Origin of the sequence: Halomonas sp. DP4Y7-1, assembly GCF_019800705.1 — a bacterium.
GTDB lineage: Bacteria > Pseudomonadota > Gammaproteobacteria > Pseudomonadales > Halomonadaceae > Halomonas > Halomonas litopenaei_A.
This window is the reverse complement of record NZ_JAHVKS010000002.1, coordinates 357978-378430: the sequence shown is the minus strand read 5'-3', so window position 1 is coordinate 378430 and position 20453 is coordinate 357978. Positions and strand designations below refer to the sequence as shown.

15 protein-coding genes are annotated in these 20453 nt (G+C 61.8%); 8 read left to right on the top strand and 7 right to left on the bottom strand.

Features of this window, described 5'->3' with window-relative positions:
- Positions 1-75: 75 nt before the first annotated feature.
- The 6 genes from KUV72_RS05260 to dctP form a co-directional block, all read right to left on the bottom strand.
- Positions 76-1101 (bottom strand): AraC family transcriptional regulator, encoded by a 1026-nt coding sequence (locus KUV72_RS05260; RefSeq protein WP_206941420.1) that lies wholly within the window; start codon positions 1099-1101, stop codon positions 76-78.
- A 131-nt stretch (positions 1102-1232) separates the two neighbouring features.
- The gene (locus KUV72_RS05255) at positions 1233-2765 is read right to left on the bottom strand and encodes a malonate--CoA ligase (protein ID WP_222237655.1); all 1533 of its coding nucleotides are present in this window, start codon (positions 2763-2765) and stop codon (positions 1233-1235) included.
- Positions 2762-4117: a malonyl-CoA decarboxylase gene (locus tag KUV72_RS05250; RefSeq protein ID WP_222237654.1), complete on the bottom strand. Its 1356-nt coding sequence runs from the start codon at positions 4115-4117 to the stop codon at positions 2762-2764. The genes KUV72_RS05255 and KUV72_RS05250 overlap by 4 nt, the downstream gene beginning before the upstream one ends.
- Positions 4118-4145: 28 nt before the next feature.
- Positions 4146-5495, bottom strand: coding sequence for a TRAP transporter large permease (locus KUV72_RS05245; protein WP_222237653.1), 1350 nt, complete (start codon positions 5493-5495; stop codon positions 4146-4148).
- Positions 5495-6046: a TRAP transporter small permease gene (locus KUV72_RS05240; RefSeq protein ID WP_222237652.1), complete on the bottom strand. Its 552-nt coding sequence runs from the start codon at positions 6044-6046 to the stop codon at positions 5495-5497. The genes KUV72_RS05245 and KUV72_RS05240 overlap by 1 nt, the downstream gene beginning before the upstream one ends.
- A gap of 67 nt (positions 6047-6113) precedes the next feature.
- A complete protein-coding gene (gene dctP / locus KUV72_RS05235; RefSeq protein WP_222237651.1) occupies positions 6114-7211 on the bottom strand; it encodes a TRAP transporter substrate-binding protein DctP in 1098 nt (365 codons plus the stop codon).
- A gap of 208 nt (positions 7212-7419) precedes the next feature.
- Between dctP and KUV72_RS05230 the strand changes: the two genes are divergently transcribed.
- Entirely contained in the window at positions 7420-8094 is a 675-nt protein-coding gene (locus KUV72_RS05230) for a GntR family transcriptional regulator (RefSeq protein WP_222162692.1), read from the top strand.
- A gap of 147 nt (positions 8095-8241) precedes the next feature.
- Entirely contained in the window at positions 8242-9765 is a 1524-nt protein-coding gene (locus tag KUV72_RS05225; RefSeq protein ID WP_222162693.1) for a protein adenylyltransferase SelO, read from the top strand.
- A 104-nt stretch (positions 9766-9869) separates the two neighbouring features.
- Here the strand turns inward: KUV72_RS05225 and KUV72_RS05220 are convergent, their stop codons facing one another.
- Positions 9870-13814 (bottom strand): NahK/ErcS family hybrid sensor histidine kinase/response regulator, encoded by a 3945-nt coding sequence (locus KUV72_RS05220; RefSeq protein ID WP_222162694.1) that lies wholly within the window; start codon positions 13812-13814, stop codon positions 9870-9872.
- Positions 13815-14196: 382 nt separating this feature from the next.
- Here KUV72_RS05220 and KUV72_RS05215 point away from each other — a divergent pair, with 382 nt between their 5' ends.
- The 6 genes from KUV72_RS05215 to ttcA all read left to right on the top strand — a co-directional run bounded on the left by KUV72_RS05215 (position 14197) and on the right by ttcA (position 20354).
- Complete coding sequence (locus KUV72_RS05215; protein WP_206941410.1) at positions 14197-14454, top strand: DUF4212 domain-containing protein; 258 nt, start codon at positions 14197-14199, stop codon at positions 14452-14454.
- A 38-nt stretch (positions 14455-14492) separates the two neighbouring features.
- Complete coding sequence (locus tag KUV72_RS05210) at positions 14493-16286, top strand: sodium:solute symporter family protein (protein ID WP_206941409.1); 1794 nt, start codon at positions 14493-14495, stop codon at positions 16284-16286.
- Between the two features lie 86 nt (positions 16287-16372).
- On the top strand, positions 16373-18187 hold the full coding sequence (locus KUV72_RS05205; protein ID WP_222237650.1) for a DUF294 nucleotidyltransferase-like domain-containing protein: 1815 nt from the start codon (positions 16373-16375) through the stop codon (positions 18185-18187).
- The gene (locus KUV72_RS05200) at positions 18184-18876 is read left to right on the top strand and encodes a 3'-5' exonuclease (RefSeq protein ID WP_315857854.1); all 693 of its coding nucleotides are present in this window, start codon (positions 18184-18186) and stop codon (positions 18874-18876) included. The genes KUV72_RS05205 and KUV72_RS05200 overlap by 4 nt, the downstream gene beginning before the upstream one ends.
- Before the next feature lie 85 nt (positions 18877-18961).
- Complete coding sequence (locus tag KUV72_RS05195; RefSeq protein ID WP_224851978.1) at positions 18962-19201, top strand: hypothetical protein; 240 nt, start codon at positions 18962-18964, stop codon at positions 19199-19201.
- 229 nt (positions 19202-19430) lie between these two features.
- Positions 19431-20354, top strand: a complete 924-nt coding sequence (gene ttcA / locus KUV72_RS05190; protein ID WP_224851979.1) for a tRNA 2-thiocytidine(32) synthetase TtcA — start codon at positions 19431-19433, stop codon at positions 20352-20354.
- The last annotated feature ends 99 nt before the right edge of the window (positions 20355-20453 follow it).

Below are 20453 nucleotides of genomic sequence, written 5' to 3'. Positions count from 1 at the left end.
CCCCCTGCTCGTCTCGTTATTGTCATGCCCGAGCATAGTGAAGGCGGGAGGCCACAGATTGACCGAAGGCGCGTGTTACTTGACAAATGACGCAATATTGGCCGTTTCAGCCTTATGCTTTCGTCGCCATTGGGCAGGACTCTCGCCCATGACGCGCTTGAAACTGCGAGTCAATGCGCTGAGCTGGCTATAGCCCAGCAGGTCGGCGATCTCGGTGAGGCTAAGGTGGGTGTCCAGCATATACACCTGAGCGCTGCGCATGCGGACCCGGTCCAGCAAGTGCTGAAAGCTAAGGCCTCGCTTGAGCAGCCGGTCCTGCAGCGTGCGCGGTGGGACATCCAGCGCCGTGGCCACCGCCTCCAGGCTGACCTGATCCAGCGGCAGCAGGTTGGTGATGATCCACTCCACCTTGCTTTCGATATCGTCCCAGCGGTGACGATGCAGCAAGGAGTTGATCAGTCTGCGCAGCGCGGGGCTGCCCCCGGCAATCGCGTGGTCAAGGCAATGCCGGTCGAAGACCAGAGTGTTCTCCGGATGGTTGAAGCGCAGGGCGGCATGGAATTGCTGGGTGTAGGGTTCCAGGTCCTTGGGCTCTTCGCCACACAGGTATACGGCGCGCAGCTTGATGGGCTCGCCATACAGGAAGGTGAGGATGTTGTAGGCCCCCATCAGGGTGTTGTCGTTATGCTGGCGTGATGGCCTGATGTAGCCGGGAACCCGATAGGTGAAGTGATAGTGGGCCTGGTCGTCGCGCTCTTCCAGTCTGACCTCAAGGCCCTGTACATGCCGACCGATCTGATCGGCAATGGTGACCATGGCCTCACGCAGGGTGTCGCACTGCTGAATCAGCAGACCCACCATGCCCAGCATGGAAATGTTCTGGTGGCGTCCCAGCAGCAGGCCGAAATGGCGACAGCCGCTGAGCTGAGCGCCCAGCTCGAGCAAGTCGATCTTGGTCGCCACCGGAATAAGGCGGTCGGGGCGGTCAAGGTAGTCGCCAGGCAAGGACAGGCGAGCCAGCGCCTGATGGGCACTGCCTCCCAACTCGCTGAGCAGGGTCGGATAGCCGGTCAGAGCAGCAGCACGCACCATAGGCTGCATGGAGGGTCTCCACAACGTTGGTGGGTGTGAGTATATATGGGCGCCGAGACTCCCGCGAACGCTCAACGGCGCCCAATGGGGCGCCGTTGCGGGGTGTTATGAATGAACGAGCATAGGGGAACAGATGGCGCCTATGAGCTGGCCGCGTAGGTATCCTTGAAGCGCTCTCTGAGTTGGTTCTTCTGCACCTTGCCCATGGTGTTGCGTGGCAGGCTGTCGACAAAGAACACCCGCTTCGGCTGCTTGTAGCGCGCAAGCTTGTCGGCCAGCGCGGCAATGATCTCGGTTTCCTGCGGTGTGGCGCCTTCTGCCGGGACGACCACGGCGGTGACGCCCTCGCCCAGATCCGGGTGGGGTAGCCCGATGACCGCTGATTCGAGCACGCCGCCGAGCTCGTCGATATGGCCCTCGACCTCCTTGGGGTAGACGTTGTAGCCCCCGGAGATCACCAGGTCCTTGTCCCGTCCAACGATCTGCACATAGCCTCGCTCGTCGATCAACGCCAGGTCGCCGGTGATGAAGAAGCCATCGTCCAACAGCTCCTCCGCGGTCTTCTCCGGCATCCGCCAGTATCCCTGAAACACGTTGGGGCCACGCACCTCGAGCATGCCAATCTCGCCCTGGGGCAGCGCGTCATGATGCTTGCCTTCGCGATCGGTAATGCGTACCTCGACCCCCGGCAAGGGCATCCCGACGGTGCCGGCGATACGCTGGCCGTCATAAGGGTTCGAGGTATTCATGTTGGTTTCGGTCATGCCGTAGCGTTCGAGAATGGCATGGCCCGTGGCCGCCTCGAAGGCCTCATGGGTGTCGGCGGTCAGCGGCGCCGAGCCAGAGGTGAACAGGCGCATATTGGCGGTGGCTTCACGGGTGAGTCGAGGGTCCTTCAGCAGGCGCGTATAGAAGGTCGGCACACCCATCATGGTGGTGCCCTGTGCGATTTCTTCGAACACCACATCCGCATCGAATTTGGGCAGGAAGCGCATGCTGGCACCGGCCATCAGGATCACGTTGCAGGCCACGAACAGGCCGTGGGTGTGGAAGATCGGCAGGGCATGGATGAGGCGGTCGTCTGCGCTAAAGCGCCAGGCAGACACCAGCGCCTCGGCATTCGACCCAAGGTTGCCGTGGCTGAGCATGGCCCCCTTCGAACGACCCGTGGTGCCGGAGGTGTACAGGATGGCGGCCAGATCGTTGGCGTCGCGCTCAAGGCAGTCGGTGACGGGTGAGGCCGCGGCGACCACGTCCATCAGTCCGCCGTCGGCGGCAGTGCCCAGCGACACCACACGTACGTCGCCGCAGGATGAAGCGACCTGAGTGGCGGCGTCGAGTGAGGCCGGACGACACACGAACAGCGCGGGCTCGGCGTCGCCGAGAAAATAGCGTATTTCCTCGCTGGTATAGCCGGTGTTGAGCGGCAGGTAGACGGCGCCGACCTTGAGGCTGGCCAGGTAGAGCAAAATGGCCTCGGGGCTCTTGTCGACCTGCACGGCGACTCTGTCCCCCGGGCCGACGCCAAGCTCGACCAGCGCGCCAGCCAGCCGTGCCACCATGTCGAGGGCGTCCGAGTAACGGTAATCCCGACCTTCCCGGGTGGTGATGAAGGGGGCATCGCCACGCTCGTGCATGCGTTTTTCAAAGGTGGCAAAGAGGTTGTGGTTCATGTGACGGGATCTCCCTTGAGATGCTTGCGTGCTCGCCGACGCAGGTCCTTGACCTGGGAAGAGCAGGCGACCGTGCCTTCGCTGGAGTAGCGTTCGTGATTGCCCTCGATGTCATCGAGGACGTAAAGGTAATTGACCATCAGACCGCCGAACTGGGCCAGGCCGCGGCGCGAGGTGTCGCCTAGCCAGTTGATGCGGTGAAGCTCGGCGCCATTGCCGAGATGAAAGCGAGCGACCGAGTTGAGGGGCAGCCCCTTGGGGTTGCGCTCTTTCGTGAGGTAGTGGGCCGCCAGGGGGCGGATAGCCTCGCCCAGGGTCTTGGCGCGCTCCGGGTCTGCCTCCCACCCTTCGCTATCGAGCTCCTTGAGCAGCGTCTGGGTGTCATCGTCCAGCCGGCCATCTTCCCGCTGGCGCTCGGCGTCCAGCCAGGCGCGAAATCCAGGCACGGGAGAGAGGGTGACGAAATGCTTGAGCCTGGGCAGCTCGGCCTTCAGCTCCTGCACCACCTGCTTGATCAAGAAGTTGCCGAAGGAGATACCGCGCAGTCCCACCTGACAGTTGCTGATGCCAAAGAAGGCGGCACTGTCGGCATCTTCCGCCTCGATGGCCTCGTGGTTGGCATCGAGAATCGGCTGGATGCGGTCTGGCAGTCCCTTGGTCAAGGCGACCTCGACGAAGATCAGCGGCTCGTCGCCGATGGCCGGGTGAAAGAAGGCAAAACAGCGTCGGTCACGAGCATCCAGGCGGCGGCGCAGATCATTCCAGTCGCAGATCTCGTGTACCGCTTCGTAGCGAATGATCTTCTCCAGCACTGCCGCCGGGGTGTTCCAGTCGATGCGCTTGAGGACCAGAAAACCCCGGTTGAACCAGGAGGCAAACAGGTGGGCAAAGTCATCATCGAGCGCCCTGAGATCCGGGTTGTCCTTGAGCCTGGGCAGCAGATCCTCGCGCATGCGCACCAGATCATGGGTTCCGCCGGTGGTGAGGTTGAGGCGACGCAGCAGCTCCTGCCGTCTGGGCTCGCAGGCCTCGAACAAACGCTGAAGTGCCATGTTGCCGCGCTCGACACGGTAGTCTTGGTAGGCGCGATCCACGGCGTCGGGGTCTGCGGTGAACTCCTCTGTCAGGGTCAGGAAGAAGCGGGTCTTCTCGGCGTCGCCCAGGCGCCCATAGGCATCCAGGGCCTGGCAGGCGAGGGTAATGCTCGATGCTTCGCCGTCGCTTGCCAGCAGTCGATGACAGGCGTCGATCACCTGGGAGTGGTCCAGCGGTGGGCCATCGCTACGCCTGCGCAGCAGGGCGTCGCGCTGGGTGATGTTGGACAACAGTTCCTGCAGAAAGCTGAAGTTCATCAGAAACACCTCGTTGGGGCGGAGCCGATCAGCCGGCGGTTTCCATGATCAGGTCAGGCAGCCAGGTGGCAATGCCCGGAAAGATGCATAGAAGGATGATGCCCAGCACCATGCACAGAGCGTAGGGCAGGCTACCGAGCAGAATGTCCTTGAGCGCGATATCTGGGGCTATCCCCTTGATGATGAACAGGTTGAGGCCCACCGGCGGGGTGATCAGGCCAATCTCCAGGTTGATGGTCAGAATGACCGCGAACCAGTAGGGATCAAAGTTGGCCGCCAGAATGATGGGCAGCAGAATCGGCGCCGTCATGACGATGACTGCCACCGGAGGCAGAAAGAAGCCGGCCACCAGCAAAAAGACGTTGATGATGCCCATCAGCACCCAGCGATTGACCTCAAGACTGGCGATGGCCTCGGCCACGGTCTGGGTGATGAACAGCGACGACAGCGCATAGGCAAAGATCTCGGCGCATGCAATGATCAGCATGATCATCACGCTTTCCCGCAGCGCGTCACGCATGATGGTGGTGAGCGGCTTCACCTGCCACATGCGGTAGACCACGATGGCCAGTGCCAGGCACAGGAAGGCACCCGCTCCGGCGGCCTCTGAGGGCGTGGCGACACCGCCGTAGAGGGCGAACAGGATGCCGCTGACCACGACCAGGAAGGGTAGCACCCGTACCAGTGCCTTGAGGTTGTGCTCGACGTTGCTGGCGACCTTGTCCTTGAGCTCGCGAGCGGCTTCCGCTACTGGGTTGGGGGCGTGATAGCCACCGGCCAGCTTGCAGGCGATAAGGGTCCAGGCCATGAACAGCAGCGCCAGCATGACACCGGGCAAGGCGCCGGCGATGAACAGGCGGCCGATCGACGTCTCGGTGGAAATCCCGTAGACGATCATGGTGACCGAAGGCGGAATCAGAATGCCCAGGGTACCCCCTGCTGCGACACACCCCGCGGCGACACCATCCGGATAGCCGCGCTTGCGCATCTCGGGAATGCCCAGCTTGCCGATGGCTGCGCTGGTGGCCGGAGACGAACCTGATAGCGCTGCGAAGATCGAGCAGGCGCCGATATTGGAGATGGCCAGTCCACCGGGCACCTTGCCGAGCCACAGATCCAGTGAACGGTAGAGGTCTCGTCCGGTGGGGGACGATGCCACGGCCGCCCCCATCAGGATGAACATGGGTATCGCGACGAAGCCGAATGAGGCCAGGCTGCCGAAGAAGGTCTCGCCGAAGTAGGTCAGCTCGCCCATGCCTTGATCAAGCACCAGGGCGGCCAATGAGACCCCGCTCAGGGCGAAGGCGATGGGGGTGCCGATGGCCATCAGCACGAATAGTGCGGTGACAATAAGGATACCGCTGGTGACGGGGTCCATCAGCGCGCTCCTCCCAGAATGTCTGCCAGATACTGGATCGCCAGCAGGGTCGAGCCGAGGGCCAGCGGAACGAGTGCTGGCCACAGCGGAGGGTTCCATACCGTGCCGGTGGTCCAGCCGCCGTGGAACGCCTCAAGCAGATACAGCCACGAGCCGAAGGCCAGGGCGATACAGAACCCCAGGCCGCACAGCGCAGCGACCAGGTTCATGGCACTCTTCAGGCCTCCCTTGAGGGCGTCGGGCAGCACGGTGACTGCCACCTGGCCACCGGTGAGCAGCACATAGGGGGAACCCAGCAGCATGGCGCCGGTGATCGAAAAGATGGCGAATTCGGTCTGCCAGGTGGTGCTTTCGCCAAGCAGATAGCGCACGAAGATCATATGACAGACGGCCAGCACGCCCAGCAGCAGTGCAGCCGCCGCGACAACGGCGAAGGCGATGGAGAGCCTGTCCATGCCACGACAGAACGCGCCGATGGGGCCGGCGCTGTGGCGGCGTGACAAGGCAGCAGTCGCGGCCTCGACGTGGGGGGGAGAGTGAGTATGGGACATGGAGCCTCCGAGGTGACATGACGGCAACGAGCAGCAAGGCGCGGCATCACGCCGCGCCTTCCTCGGTTCATTCCACGGCCAGAGCGGCGTCGATCAGCGCCTGACCGTTGTCCACGTTCTCGGCAAAGCTCTTGTAGGCGCTCTCCTTGGCCACCTCGAGCCAGGCGTCATAGTCCGCCTGGGACATCTGCACGACGTCCACGCCATTTTCCTCGAACACGTCCACCATGGTCTGATCCAGCTTGGCGGCCTGTTCCGCAAAGTAGGCCTCGGCCTTTTCACCGGCCTCGAGCAACGCCTGCTGCTGGGCCTCATCGAGTCGACTCCAGCTTTGCTCCGAGATCAGGATCGGCTCGTACATGAACCACAGGGCGTTTTCCCCCGGTGCTGTCAGGCAGTTGACCTGCTCGTAGATGCGGTAGGACACGAAGGAGCCTGACGAGGTGTTGGCACCGTCCAGGACACCGGTCTGCATGGCGGTGTAAATCTCTGACGATGGCATCGAGGCGATGGAAGCACCCGCGGTTGCCAGCATTTCATCGAAAGCCGGGCCTGCCGCGCGCATGGTCTGCCCCGCCACCGTGTCAGGTGAGGTGATGCACTGCTTGTTGGAGGCGAATCCACCGGCCAGCCAGGCATCGGCCAGCACCCGCGCACCGGCGTCCTGGATGACCTGCTTGATCATGTCCATGAACGCCGAGTCATTGAGTCGCTGGGCGCGTTCATGATTGCGCACCAGGCCAGGCATCAGCGTGGCGGAGAATTCAGGATGGCGCCCGCTGGCATAGTCCAGCGGCAGTGAGGTCATGTCGAGGCGACCGCGCACCAGGGCGCCCCACTGTTCCTTGGCCTTGAACAGGGACTGGCCGGGGTAGACCTGCAGGGCCAGGTCAACGTCGGCAGCTTCCACTTCCTTGGCCATCAGTTGCACCATTTCATCGCGGACATCTCCCTGGCCGCCAGGAAACTGGTGAGAGACCCGCAGCGTGGTTTCCGCGCTGGCCGAGGCGCTGACGGCCAGTGACGACAGCGCAACGCAAGCGGCGACCGTCAGCGCCCTGGTGCCTGAGCGTGGTCGAGCCTGCTGGAGTGAGCGAGCGTCCTGAGTCGTGCAATCGCAATCAGCCGAGCGAGCGGGATGAGCGGGGGAGGCGTGGCGTGTCATGGTGTCTCCTTGAGGAGTTGTTATTGTGGCGATGGGTGCCGCGGACGGCGGGTGATAAAGGGTGTAAAAAATGTTTCATTTGCTATGATGTATACATCAATAGCCCTCAGGTATATTCCTGTCAATGCGGCAGGCTTAGACCAAGGTGGCGGTTGGGCCGATGAATCGATGAACTGGCAGAGTTAGGCTTGCCGGCGAGGATGCTGACATGAGCAACAAGACCTCCAACGCTCAGCGCTTGAGAGACTCTCTAGAGGACGACATCATCAACGGTCGACGCGCGCCGGGTGAGCGCCTGGACCCCGAGGCCCTGTGCGAGGCCTACAAGGTATCGCGCACGCCGGTGCGAGAAGCCATCCAGCAGCTGGTAGCCAGTGGTCTGGTGACCGTCTATCCCAAGAAGGGCACCTTTGTGGCACGGCTCGGGCTTGAGCGATTGATCGAGATGTTCGAGGTGATGGCGGAGCTGGAAGGCATGTGTGGCCGTCTTGCCGCCCGGCGCATGACCCCGGAGGAACTTGAGGCGCTGCAGGCCGCCTTCGAGGGCTGCCAGAGAGCCAGCGAGACCGGCGACAGCGACGCCTACTATTATGAGAACGAGTCCTTTCACAGCATTATCTATGCGGCCAGTCACAACGCCTTCCTGGCCGAGGAGGCTCAGTCGCTCAAGCAAAGGCTGAAACCCTATCGTCGGCTGCAGCTGCAGGTGCGCTCCAGAATGCAGAGTTCGCTGGAGGAGCATCGCGCTGTGCTGGACGCCCTTACGGCTGGCGATGCGGAGGCCGCTGAGCGCATCTTGCGCGATCACGTGCTGATTCAGGGCGAGCGTTTCAGCGACTTCGTATCCAGTGTGCGCAAGCTTGAAGCCACCGCGGATCGCTGATCCTGCTGGTGAGTCTGGCCAGTGATCAAGCACAATGCGGCCTGTCTTGCTGATCCTCTCCACCACGAAGCGTCTGTCCTAGGCTTGACGACGGCGCGTCTGGGGTCGAGGGTGGTCCCAGCGTCATTGCTAGCCTGAGGGTATGTCATGTTTCCCGCTTTTTCCGCGCGCTATGCGTCCTTGCCGGATCGCATGCGAGCCGAGATGTCACCGACGCCGGTATCGTCACCACGCTTGCTGGCGTTCAATCGCCCCCTGGCCGAGGCGTTGGGGCTGAACCTGGATGCCTTGGATGATCACCAGCTTGCCGAGGTGCTGGGAGGCAACCTGGTGCCGGAGGGGGCCCGCCCTGTGGCGACTGCCTATGCTGGCCATCAGTTCGGTAACTTCGTGCCTCAACTCGGAGACGGCCGTGCCCTGTTGCTGGGTGAGCTCACGCACCGGGATGGCACGCTGCGGGAGGTGCAACTCAAGGGAGCCGGGCGCACGCCGTTCTCCCGTGGAGGCGATGGCCGCGCCCCGTTGGGGCCGGTTCTACGGGAATACCTGGTATCCGAGGCCATGGCCGCCCTGGGGGTTCCTACCACACGCGCACTGGCAGCAGTGGCCAGCGGCGATTCCGTGGTGCGTCAGATGGTGGAGCCGGGAGCGGTGCTGACGCGGGTGGCAACCAGCCACATCCGCGTGGGCACTTTCCAGTACTTTGCCGCGCGGCGGGATACCGAGGCCCTGTCTCTGTTGGTGGACTTCTGCATTGAGCGTCACTATCCACACCTGGCCAAAAGTGCGCCACATCTGGCCGAGAGTGCGCCCCAACCGGCCGAGAGTACGGAAGGAGGCAGGGCGCTGGCGCTGCTGGACGCGGTGGTGGAGCGTCAAGCCAGTCTGATCGCCCAATGGAAGGGGCTTGGCTTCATCCATGGCGTGATGAACACCGACAACTGCGCGATCTCCGGTGAGACCATCGACTACGGGCCCTGCGCCTTCATGGACGCCTTTCATCCCCACCGGGTGTTCAGTTCCATCGACGAGCGAGGCCGTTATGCCTGGGACAATCAGCCCGCCATCGCCCAGTGGAACCTGGCGCGCCTGGCCGAGACGCTACTGCCGTTGATCGATGACGACCAGGAGCGCGCGGTTGAGCTGGCCACGGCGTCGATCGAGAACTTTGCCGAACAGCATGATGCTGCCTGGACCGCCGTGCTACGCGCCAAGCTGGGGCTCGATAGCCAAGACGACCAGTCAGATGACCATGATCTTGCCCTGGGCGAGGATCTGCTCAAGGCGATGGAGGAGGGCAATGCCGACTTTACCCTTGGCTTCGCCCGTCTGTCGGCCGCACTGGAAGATGGTGACGAGACCCTGGCCGAAGGATTCGAGCGACGTCATCGCCTTGACGACTGGCTGCCGCGTTGGCGCCAGCGGCTGCAGCAACAGGGTGTGGACGCGCCAACCCTGAGGCAGCGATTGAGCGCTGCCAATCCCCTGGTGATCCCGCGCAACCACCTGGTCGAGAAGGCCATCCGGGCCGCGGTGGACGACGATGACTTGAGCGTCTTTGAGTCATTGCTGGCCGCCGTGACGCGCCCCCATGAGGCGCCGAGCGAGGCCTGGCTGATGGCACCCCCGACGCGAGACGAGCGCGTGCTCAGAACCTTCTGTGGTACCTGAGACCAGCCCCCGCGGGGTTATCGCGCGGGGCTGGTGCACCATGTGTCTGCAGGCAAACGCCGTCAAGGATGTCGGCGGCAAGGCTGCCTGCACGTTGCTGCACCTCATGAAGGGGCCTGGCTGGCCTGCAGGGTCCGCGTCAACAGCGCACGCAGGGCCGCGGGCCGCACCGGCTTGAGCAGCAGCTGGAAGCCACCGCGACGGACCTCCTCTGCCACCTCTTCGGTACGGTCTGCAGTAATCACGATGCCGGGTACTTCTCCTTCGAGGCGCTCGCTCAGGGCATCCAGTGCCATCAGTCCAGTGACTTCATTGTCCAGATGGTAGTCGGCCAGGATGGCGTCAGGATCGCCATCCAGGTGTCGCAGTACCGACTTGGCGCCGCCGATGGAGGTGGCGGTGAAGACCTCGCAGCCCCAGCCCGACAGCATCGCCTTCATGCCCTCGAGAATCAGCGACTCGTTGTCGATACACAGAATGCGCTTGCCATCGAGCTTGCTGGCGACCTTGCGTGAGGGCTTGCTGTCCGACTCGGCGACCTCGGCCTTGGCCTCGACCCGCGGCACGCTGACCGAGAACACGGTGCCGATACCGACCCAGGAGCGCACGCGGATGGGATGATCGAGCACCCGGCTCATGCGATCGGCAATCGACAGCCCCAGTCCCAGTCCCTTTTCGCTTTCCTTGTGTCGGGAAGCCTGGTCCAGCCGGCGGAACTCCTGAAAGATCTCCGCTTGCTTGGCCTCTGGAATGCCAGGGCCGCTGTCCCACACCTCGATCAACAGACGTTCGCCCCGTCGCCGGATACCCAGCAGCACGCGGCCCTCCTGGGTGTAGCGAATCGCGTTCGACAGAAAATTCTGGATGATGCGCCTGAGCATCTGGCTGTCACTGTCGACCCACAGGCGTGAGCCCACCACCTTCAGGTCAAGACCTCGGTCCTCGGCCATTACCGCAAACTGGGCCTGCAGGGGCCGCAGGATATCGGTCAGGGCGAAGTGGCTGCGACGCGGCGTCAGCGCCCCGGCATCCAGCTTCGAGATGTCCAGCAGGGTGCCGAGGAGCTCCTCGGCAGACTGCAGCGAGCTGTCTATGTGGCCGATGGTGCGCTTCATGTCCTCGGCCCCCATGTCCTGGGACAGGGCCGACGTGAACAGTCGCGCCGCATTGAGCGGCTGCAGCAGGTCGTGGCTGGCCGCCGCCAGGAAGCGGGTCTTGGAGGCATTGGCATCTTCGGCCACCTGCTTGGCCTGGCGCAGCGCCTGCTCCGCCTCGGCCCTGACCCGGTTTTCCTGGCGCAGTGCCGAGTTGGCCTCGGACAGCGCCAGAGTACGGGAGCGCACGCGCTCTTCCAGCGTCTCGTTGGTTTCCTTAAGGGCAATCTCGGCTCGGCGGCGTTCAGTGATGTCCTGGTACAGGGCGAAGAAACCGAGGATGGCGCCACTGTCGCCGAAGTGGGGGGTGTAGGTCACCAGCATGTAGCGAAGCCCTTCACCGCTGATGTCCAGCGAGACCTCGAAACTGACCCGTTCTCCGGCCAGCGTGCGCTTGAACCAGGGCGTGCGCTCCTCTGCCATGTCGGTCGGGATCACGTCGGTGACCTTCTTGCCGATCACCTCGTTGCGGTTGATGCTGAAGGCTTGCTCGTAGGCCCGGTTGGTAAACAGGTAGCGGCACTCACGGTCGAAGTAGGCGATCAATGCCGGCACGTTGTCCGTGTAGATACGGATGTTGTTCTCGGAACGGATCAGCGCCTCTTCCGTGCGTTTCTGCTGGGTGATGTCCTGATAGGTGTAGACGAAGCCTCCGCCGGGCATGGGATTGCCCTGGACCTCCAGCACGCTGCCGTCCTGGCGGTAGCGCACGTAGCGATGTGGTTGTCCCTCGCGAATGTTGTCGAGCAATAGCTCGACATGCTCTTCGGGGTCACCTGGGCCATATTCGCCATTATGGGCGTTGTAGCGAAAGATGCGGTCGATGGGCGCGCCGACACGAATCAGATGGTCCGGGAAGCGAAACAGTTCCAGGTAACGCTGATTCCAGACCACCAGGCGCAGGTTCTGATCGACCACGCTGATGCCCTGGTTGATGTTCTCGATGGTGGCCTGAAGCAGGGCGCGGTTGAATTCCAGCACCTGGGACGCTTCATCGACGATGGATATCACGTCGGAAATACCGATGCCGCGACCCTGCAGGGCGGAATTGACCACGATACGGGCGGAGGACGCACCCAGTACGGATGCCAGAAAACGTTCGGTGAACTGGATCACGTCAATGGACGCTCGTGCGCTGTCTTCCAGTGCCTTGCCGTTGCGACGGGCGTAGTCGCTGAAGGCACGGTCGACCTGGCCGGCGCTGAGGAATCGCTGGCATAGCACCTTGAGGTCGCCCACCGTGGTGGCACCGGTCCAGGGACGATTGACCGAGGTCTGACGGGTTTCGACGCTGTCCACGAACAGCGAGGCCTGAATGCGCTCCACCACGCGCTGGGGCGTGACCTGGGACACGAAGATGTAGGCCACCAGGTTGATCCCCAGCGACAGCATGACGCCATGGGTGAAGTTATCGCCCACATGCAGCCCGAACAACGAGGTGGGCGACAGCCAGGCAATCCCCAGCGGCCCGCCACTGAGCCAGTCAGCCGGGAGCACGCCGGCGTTGATCATGGCGGGCAGCAGCAGCGTGTAAGCCCAGATGGCGAAGCCGGCATTCATGCCGACGATGACGCCAAGACGGTTGCCACGCTTCCAGTAGAGTCCCCCGATCAGTGCCGGCGCGAACTGCGCCGCAGCAGCAAAGGAGAGCATGCCGATCGAGGCTAGCGAGGTGAATTCACCGATCAGCTGATAGAAGCCGTAGGCCATCGCCAGGATCACCGCGATGGTGATCCGGCGAGCCCTGAGCACCAGACGTCCGTAGTCCCGCGGCTTGGTGTCAAACCAGCGCATGCGGAACAAGGCGGGAATCACGATTTCGTTGGATATCATGATGGAGACGGCGACCGCCGCGACGATCACCATGCCAGTGGCGGCCGAGAATCCACCGATGAAGGTCAGCAGTGTGAGCCAGCCCTGGTCCGCTGCCATCGGCAGCGACAGGACGTAGGTATCGGGCGCGACGTCAGTGCCGGCAAAGGTGGTCAGGCCAGCCGCCGCCAGCGGCAGTACAAAGAACGCGAACAGTACCAGGTACAGCGGGAACAGCCATCGAGCGCGGGCGGCGTCGTCGCGGTGGGTGTTCTCCACCACGGTGACATGGAATTGTCGAGGCAGGCACAGAATGGCCAGCATCGCCAGCAAGGTCTGGGCCCAGAAACTCTGGCCGAAGTCCTGCTGGGCCAGCTGGCGCTGGAGTTGCAAGTGTATATCGGCGCGGGTCAGCAGGTCTTGCAGGCCGTCGAACATCCCCCAGGTCACATAGGCGCCGAGTACCAGGAAGGCCACCAGCTTGACCAGTGACTCGAAGGCCACCGCATGAATCAGGCCCTCATGATGCTCGGTGGCATCGGTATGGCGAGTGCCGAAGAGGATGGCAAAGATCGCCATGACCACCGCTACATAAAACGCCGTGTCTCCGAACAGCGGGGCTCGTGTGATATCGGATGCGTCGGTCAGCACCGCGAAGGAGGTCGACACCGCCTTCAGCTGAAGGGCGATATAGGGCAACGTGCCGATCAATGCGACCAGACTCGCGAAAGCAGCCAGGGACTGGGTCTTGCCATAGCGTGAGGCGATAAAGTCGGCAATCGAGGTGATGTTCTGATGCTTGGCCACGCGCACCATCTTGGCCAGGACAGGCCAGAACAGCAGCAAGGTGAGCACCGGACCGACAAAGATGCTGGCAAACGACCAGCCAGAGGTGGCGGCCTGTCCGACGGCGCCGTGGAACGTCCATGACGTGCAGTAGATCGCCAGAGCCAGACTGTAGACCAGCGGGCGCCGCTGGCTTGCGCCCTGATGCCGGGCACGCCGGTCGCCGCGCCAGGCAATGGCGAACAGCACAGCAATGTAGAGAAGTGAAACGACGATCAACAGCCAACCGGCAAACATGGGCACCTCCTCGATGTCAGCTGCCATTCTAGGGTATCGGAAGGCCGCCAGGCAGGGGGCGCAGGGTGTCTCTTGAGGCGAATATCACAGACTCGATGGATTTCTGTGGTATCGACCAACGTCGATTACCGGAAAATAAGGCAGAGAATCGCGACTAAGGTGGAATGCACCTTTGTAGTGATAGACCAACGGCTAATATTTGTTGAATGTTTTTATTTTATTGAATTAAAAGAATTTTCTCATAACATGGTGCACTGCATTTATGATTTTCGACTAAAGTTATCGTTCCTCTAAAAGCCCTTTTGACTAGTCTTTTGTTCGAGCCTTTTAGCTCTGCCTGACAGGGCATTTGGCGAACAAACCACTTCTTGAGGGTAGCCTTATGCTAGACAAGAGCGCACAGGCCTACTGGAAACGAAATATTAGAACCATTCTTGGCTGTCTTGCCGTCTGGTTTGTCGTCTCCTATGGCTTCGGCATTCTCCTGGTGGATGTGCTCAATAACATCCGCTTCTTTGGCTTCAAGTTAGGCTTCTGGTTTGCACAGCAGGGATCCATCTACACCTTCATCGTGCTGATTATTTTCTACGCCTGGAAGATGAATCGACTCGATGAAGAGTACGACGTCCACGAACAGTGAAACCCGCAAAATAACGTCAATGAACGGGAATTGATTCCATGGATGTACAACTGCTTACCTATCTCTTTGTAGGGGCGTCATTCGCTCTCTACATCGGTATCGCGATCTGGTCGCGGGCCGGCTCCACCAAGGACTTCTATGTGGCGGGGGGAGGTGTTCATCCCGCAGCCAATGGCATGGCGACCGCAGCTGACTGGATGTCCGCGGCGTCGTTCATTTCGATGGCAGGGTTGATCGCCTACCTGGGCTATGACGCCTCCGTCTATCTGATGGGCTGGACCGGTGGCTACGTCATGCTGGCAATGCTGCTGGCTCCCTACCTGCGCAAGTTCGGAAAGTTCACGGTGCCAGATTTCATCGGCGACCGTTACTACTCGAATATCGCGAGGACCGTAGCGGTCATCTGCGTCATCTTCGTCTCGTTCACCTACGTGGCTGGACAGATGCGAGGTGTTGGCATCGTTTTCGCGCGCTTCCTCGAAGTGGATGTGAACCTCGGCGTTGTCATCGGCATGGTCATCGTCTTCTTCTATGCGGTACTGGGGGGAATGAAGGGCATTACCTATACCCAGGTGGCTCAGTATTGCGTGCTGATCACCGCCTTCATTGTACCGGCGGTGTTTCTGTCGATCATGATGACCGGTCACGTGCTGCCCCAGACCGGCCTCGGTGCGACCTTCGTTGATGCAGCAGGTAACGATAGCGGTCAATACATCCTTGATCGTCTCGATGGCCTGCTGACAGATCTCGGTATCACGCCCTATACCGACGGTAGTCAGCCGATGATCAACGTGTTCTTCATCACGGCTGCGCTGATGTGTGGTACGGCGGGTCTGCCTCACGTCATCGTGCGGTTCTTCACCGTGCCGCGGGTTCGTGATGCGCGGGTCAGCGCCGGTTGGGCCCTGGTGTTCATCGCCTTGCTGTATACCACTGCACCGGCGGTGGGGGTATTCGCTCGCACCAACATCATCGAGACCGTGAATGAAACAAGCTACGAGGAGGTTCCCGGCTGGTTCAAGAGCTGGGAGACGGTGGGCCTGATCGGCTGGCTCGACAAGAACGACGATGGCAGGGTGCAGATGGGGCCAGGCGCGCCGTTCGAGGGCAAGCCCACCTTCGAGAGCGGTCCCCTGGAAGAAGCCTCCACGGGTAGCTACGGTCAGCGGGTGGTCACCAATGCACCCACCGACAGCGCCAACGAGGTGTATATCGATCGCGATATCATCGTGCTGGCCAACCCCGAGATCGGTGGCTTGCCAGCCTGGGTGATCGCGCTGATGGCGGCCGGTGGTGTAGCGGCAGCACTGTCGACCGCGGCCGGGCTGTTGCTGGTCATTTCGGCGGCTGTGTCCCATGACCTGATCAAGAAGCAGATCAACCCGAACCTCAGCGAGAAGGGAGAGCTGCTGGCTGCTCGTGGCGCTGCCGCGGTGGCAGTCGTGGTGGCCGGCTACTTTGGCATCAATCCTCCGGGCTTTGTGGCCCAGGTGGTGGCGTTTGCCTTCGGCTTGGCGGCGTCCTCCTTCTTCCCGGCCATTCTGCTTGGCATCTTCGACAAGCGCATGAACCGCGAGGGGGCCATCGTCGGCATGGTGCTGGGTCTCAGCTTCACCTTTACCTATATCGTCTATACCAAGTTCATCAACACGGATCCGTCGATCTGGTGGTTTGGTATTTCGCCGGAAGGTATCGGTACGCTCGGCATGATCCTGCACTTTGTGGTGGCGTTCGTGGTATCGCGGGCAACTGCCGCTCCGCCGGAACACATCCAGGAACTGGTCGAGAACGTGCGGGTGCCAAGAGGCGCTGGTGTGGCCCACGCACACTAGAACTGGACGAGGGGCCCAGCGCCGTGGGCTCCTCTTCGCCAACCTGCTCAGCCCCGGGACAGCCGGGGTTGAGCACGGAGCGAACGATGATCGACATCAACGTCACAGAACCTCCCTTTGCGCTGCTGGATGATGCCGGACGCGAGCGTATTCGCGCAGGGCTTGATCTGGCGTACTACGCGCGGGATGAAGTGATTCTCGAGGCTGGACAGGCCGGCGAGTTCGTCTTTGTGATTCACAAGGGCGAAGTCGCCGAACTGGACATGAACGAGTCCTCCACCGGCGGACGCATCGGCCACTACACCAGTGGCGATCTGTTTGGCGCGATCAGCGTCATCAACGGCCAGAGCCGCTATCGTTTTGTCGCCGAACAGGAAACCCTGTGCTACCTGATGCCCAGGGCGTTGTTCCTCTCGCTCTGCGAACAGTCCGAGGACTTCTCCGATTACTTTCACCAGCGTCTGGTCAGCAAGACGCGGCTGCTGGCGGAGCGGCGTTCCGATGGCGGCGTGACGCTGGCCGGTTTCATGCTGGCCAAGGTGCATGAATGCATGCGGCCACCCCTGCTGGTGGACCCGTCCATCAGTATTCGTCAGGCGGTGCTCACGCTGAAGGAGAAGGGCGCCGACAGTCTGTTGGTGGATACCCCGGAAGGCCCCGGAATGCTGACCAAGACCGACCTGCTCGATGCACTGGTGATGCAGGAGCGGGGAGGGGGCGATGCCCTGGAAGGTATCGCTGGCCTGGCACTGGTGAGCGTCAACAGGGACCAGTACCTGTTCGAAGCGCTGATCGAGATGACCCGCCACAAGGTGGCCAGGGTGGTGGTCTATCACGAAGGCGCGCTGGAAGGCGTGGTCGAGTTGACCGATGTGCTGAGCTATTTCTCCAGTCGCAGCTATGTGGTCAGTCTTCAGGTGGAGCAGGCTGACAGCCTGGCGGAACTGAACGAGGCCAGCCAGCGCACGCCTGAGCTGATCGATGCACTGATGGCGCAGGGAATTCGCATGCGCTTTGCCATGGGCATGCTGTCAGCGCTTAACGGTCGCATTATTGGCAAGGCATGGCAGTTTTCGATGCCCGCCCCTCAGCGCGACCGTGTCTGTCTTGTCGTGCTGGGAAGTGAGGGCAGGGGCGAGCAGATCCTCAAGACGGATCAGGACAACGCGCTGATTCTCCCGGACGACCTCGAGTGGCCGGACCTGGCCGCGGACAGTCGTCGTTTTACCGAGGTGCTGATGGACCTGGGCTATCCGCGCTGCCCCGGCAATATCATGGTGTCCAATCCCCAATGGACAGGAACGCTGGAGCAGTGGCGCGGGCGTATTCGGCGATGGGTCGCGGAACCGGATGGCAATAGCTTGATGAGCCTGGCGATTCTGGTGGATGTCGCTGGCGTGGCAGGTGACATGGCGTTGGTGGACCGCCTGCGTGATGTGTTGATCGAGGAGACCAGGGGCAACGCGCTGTTGCTGACCCATCTGGCCCGCGCGGTACTGCGGTTCTCTACGCCATTGACGCTGTTCGGCTCGCTCAAGAAGCCCGCACACGGCATCGACATCAAGAAAGGGGGCATCTTCCCGATCGTTCATGGGGTTCGCACCATGGCGCTGGATGCTGGCCTGCGCGAGACCTCGACCCACGATCGCCTGTCCGCTCTGGCTAGGCTCGGTCGCCTCGATGCAGAGGTGGCGGAAGACCTCGGTGAGGCGCTGTCACTGTTCAGTGAGCTGAGGCTCAAGGCCCAGCTCAGGTGCCAGCGCGATGATCTCCTGGCCAGCGACAACGTGGTGGTGCAGTCCCTCAACTCCCTGGAGCGTGACCTGTTGCGGGAGGCACTTCATCTGGTGAAGGAGTTCAAGGGCAGTCTGTCCCATCGTTATCACCTGGAGTATGCATGAGCGTCGAGGCATCGCCTCAGGGAAAACTGACCTGGCGTCAGTGGTTTCGTTTAGGAGAGTACCCCATGCTGCGAGCGATCAGACGTGCGGCCGACCGCCGTCGTCAAGCCGATGGCGATTTTGCCTGGCTGTTCAATCCCTACACCGGTGATGAGTTGGTGTCCATCGACTGCGAGACCACCGGCCTGGATACGCGTCGCGCCGAACTGGTGTCGATTGCGGCAGTGCGGATCCACGATGGGCGCGTGTTGACCAGCGAGTCGCTTGATCTGCGCCTGGAGCCCCCGGCCAGCCTGGATGGTGATTCCATCAAGATTCACCGCCTGCGTGGGGTCGATCTTGAGGGGGGAATGCCGGTGCGTGATGCCCTCGAGACGCTGCTGGAATTCATCGGCAACCGTCCGCTGGTGGGGTGGTGCATCGACTTTGACCTGGCCATGCTCGATCGCTATCTCAAGGCGGAGTTTGGCTTCTCGTTGCCTAACGCCACCATCGATGTGGCGCAGCAGTACCGCAAGCGGATGCGGCGCAGCCACCCCGAACTTGAGCTGCAGCCGACTTTCGAACAATTGGCAGAGCGCCTGGGAGTGCCGATCATGGGACGGCATACCGCATTGGGTGATGCCGTCACTACGGCACTGATGCATTTGCGGCTGGACGCCGACGCGCTGGCCGAGTCGTCCCGATGATTCCATCCACGCCGCTGTCACGACGCGTGACCTGGGACGAGCGGCGTGTCAGGTGCCGTAGTCACCGTAATGGGGAGATCTTTGCATGAGCCTTCATGGTCTGATGATGTTGCTTGAGCCGACCTTGCTATCGCTTGGCCTGTTGGCTGTGATGGTGGCTTACTGCCAGTACTATCGCCGCACCCGTGACCTGTGGGGGATGGTCAAGTTCTGGGAGAAGCGTCTGACGCTGACGGTGAGTGAGCACGCCTGGCAACGCTTCGGCATCTTGCTGCTGTTGCTTGGTGTGGTGGCGCGCTATCTGCTGGCACTACAAGTCGTCTAGCCACAGGTCGTCTTGTCACAGGTCCTCTCTTCACAGGGCGGCTAGTCACAGGGCGGCTAGTCACAGGGCGGCTAGTCACAGGGCGGCTAGTCAAAAGCACCTTGGCCCAGGACACGCGGTTGTGAACCAGCGTAATCGCAGGGGTGAGTGGTTGCTGACTTCTTCGCCTGTGGCGGACGTGAGTGATAGACTAGCGGGTCTTCATTTTCAGCCGTGATGTGCCCTGCCCATGTCTGCTCAGCCCGCTTCCGCCTCCCTGTTTGATCCCCGTGTCCTCGACCGTCGTGATGCCGCGTCCCCGGCAGCTGACGACGAGCGCGCCCAGGCCAAGGCCAAGCGCGAGTTCAACAAGCTGCAGAAGCGTCTGCGGCGTCAGACCGGCAACGCCATCATCGATTACGGCATGATTCAGGAAGGCGACAAGGTCATGGTATGCCTGTCCGGCGGCAAGGACAGCTACACCATGCTCGAGATTCTTCGCAGCCTGCAGCGCAATGCGCCGGTGAACTTCTCCCTGGTGGCGGTCAACCTCGACCAGAAGCAGCCCGGCTTTCCCGAGCACGTGCTACCGGACTACCTGGACAGCATTGGCGTGGACTACCACATCCTCGAGCGTGACACCTACTCGGTGGTGAAGGAAAAGACCCCCGAGGGCAAGACCACCTGCGCGCTGTGCTCGCGACTGCGCCGAGGGTCGCTGTACGGTTTTGCGGAAGAGATCGGTGCGACCAAGATTGCCCTGGGACACCACCGCGAGGATATTCTCGAGACGCTGTTCCTCAACATGTTCTTCGGGGGAAGTCTCAAGGCCATGCCGCCCAAGCTGCTGTCCGATGATGGCAAGAACATTGTCATCCGGCCGCTGGCGTACTGCCGCGAGGCGGACATCCAGGCCTACAGCGATGCCATGGCCTTTCCGATCATTCCCTGCAACCTCTGCGGTTCGCAGCCCAACCTGCAGCGCCAGGTGGTGAAGGAAATGCTGGCAGAGTGGGAGGCCAAGCACCCAGGGCGCCTGGAGAGCATGTTCAAGGCCGTGACCAACGTGGCACCCTCGCAGCTGGCAGACCGCGAGCTGTTCGACTTTGAAGGTCTGGAGGCCGTGCAGGCGCATCGCCAGGCTCGGCGTATTGATATCGTTGACGCCGACTAAGCTCGCCTGAACAAGCCTTGCTGAAAAGGCACTGCTGAAGCGCGAAGCGAGCTAGGGCCACATCACGCAGTGGCCCTCTTCAATGCCTGAACGCTCGTC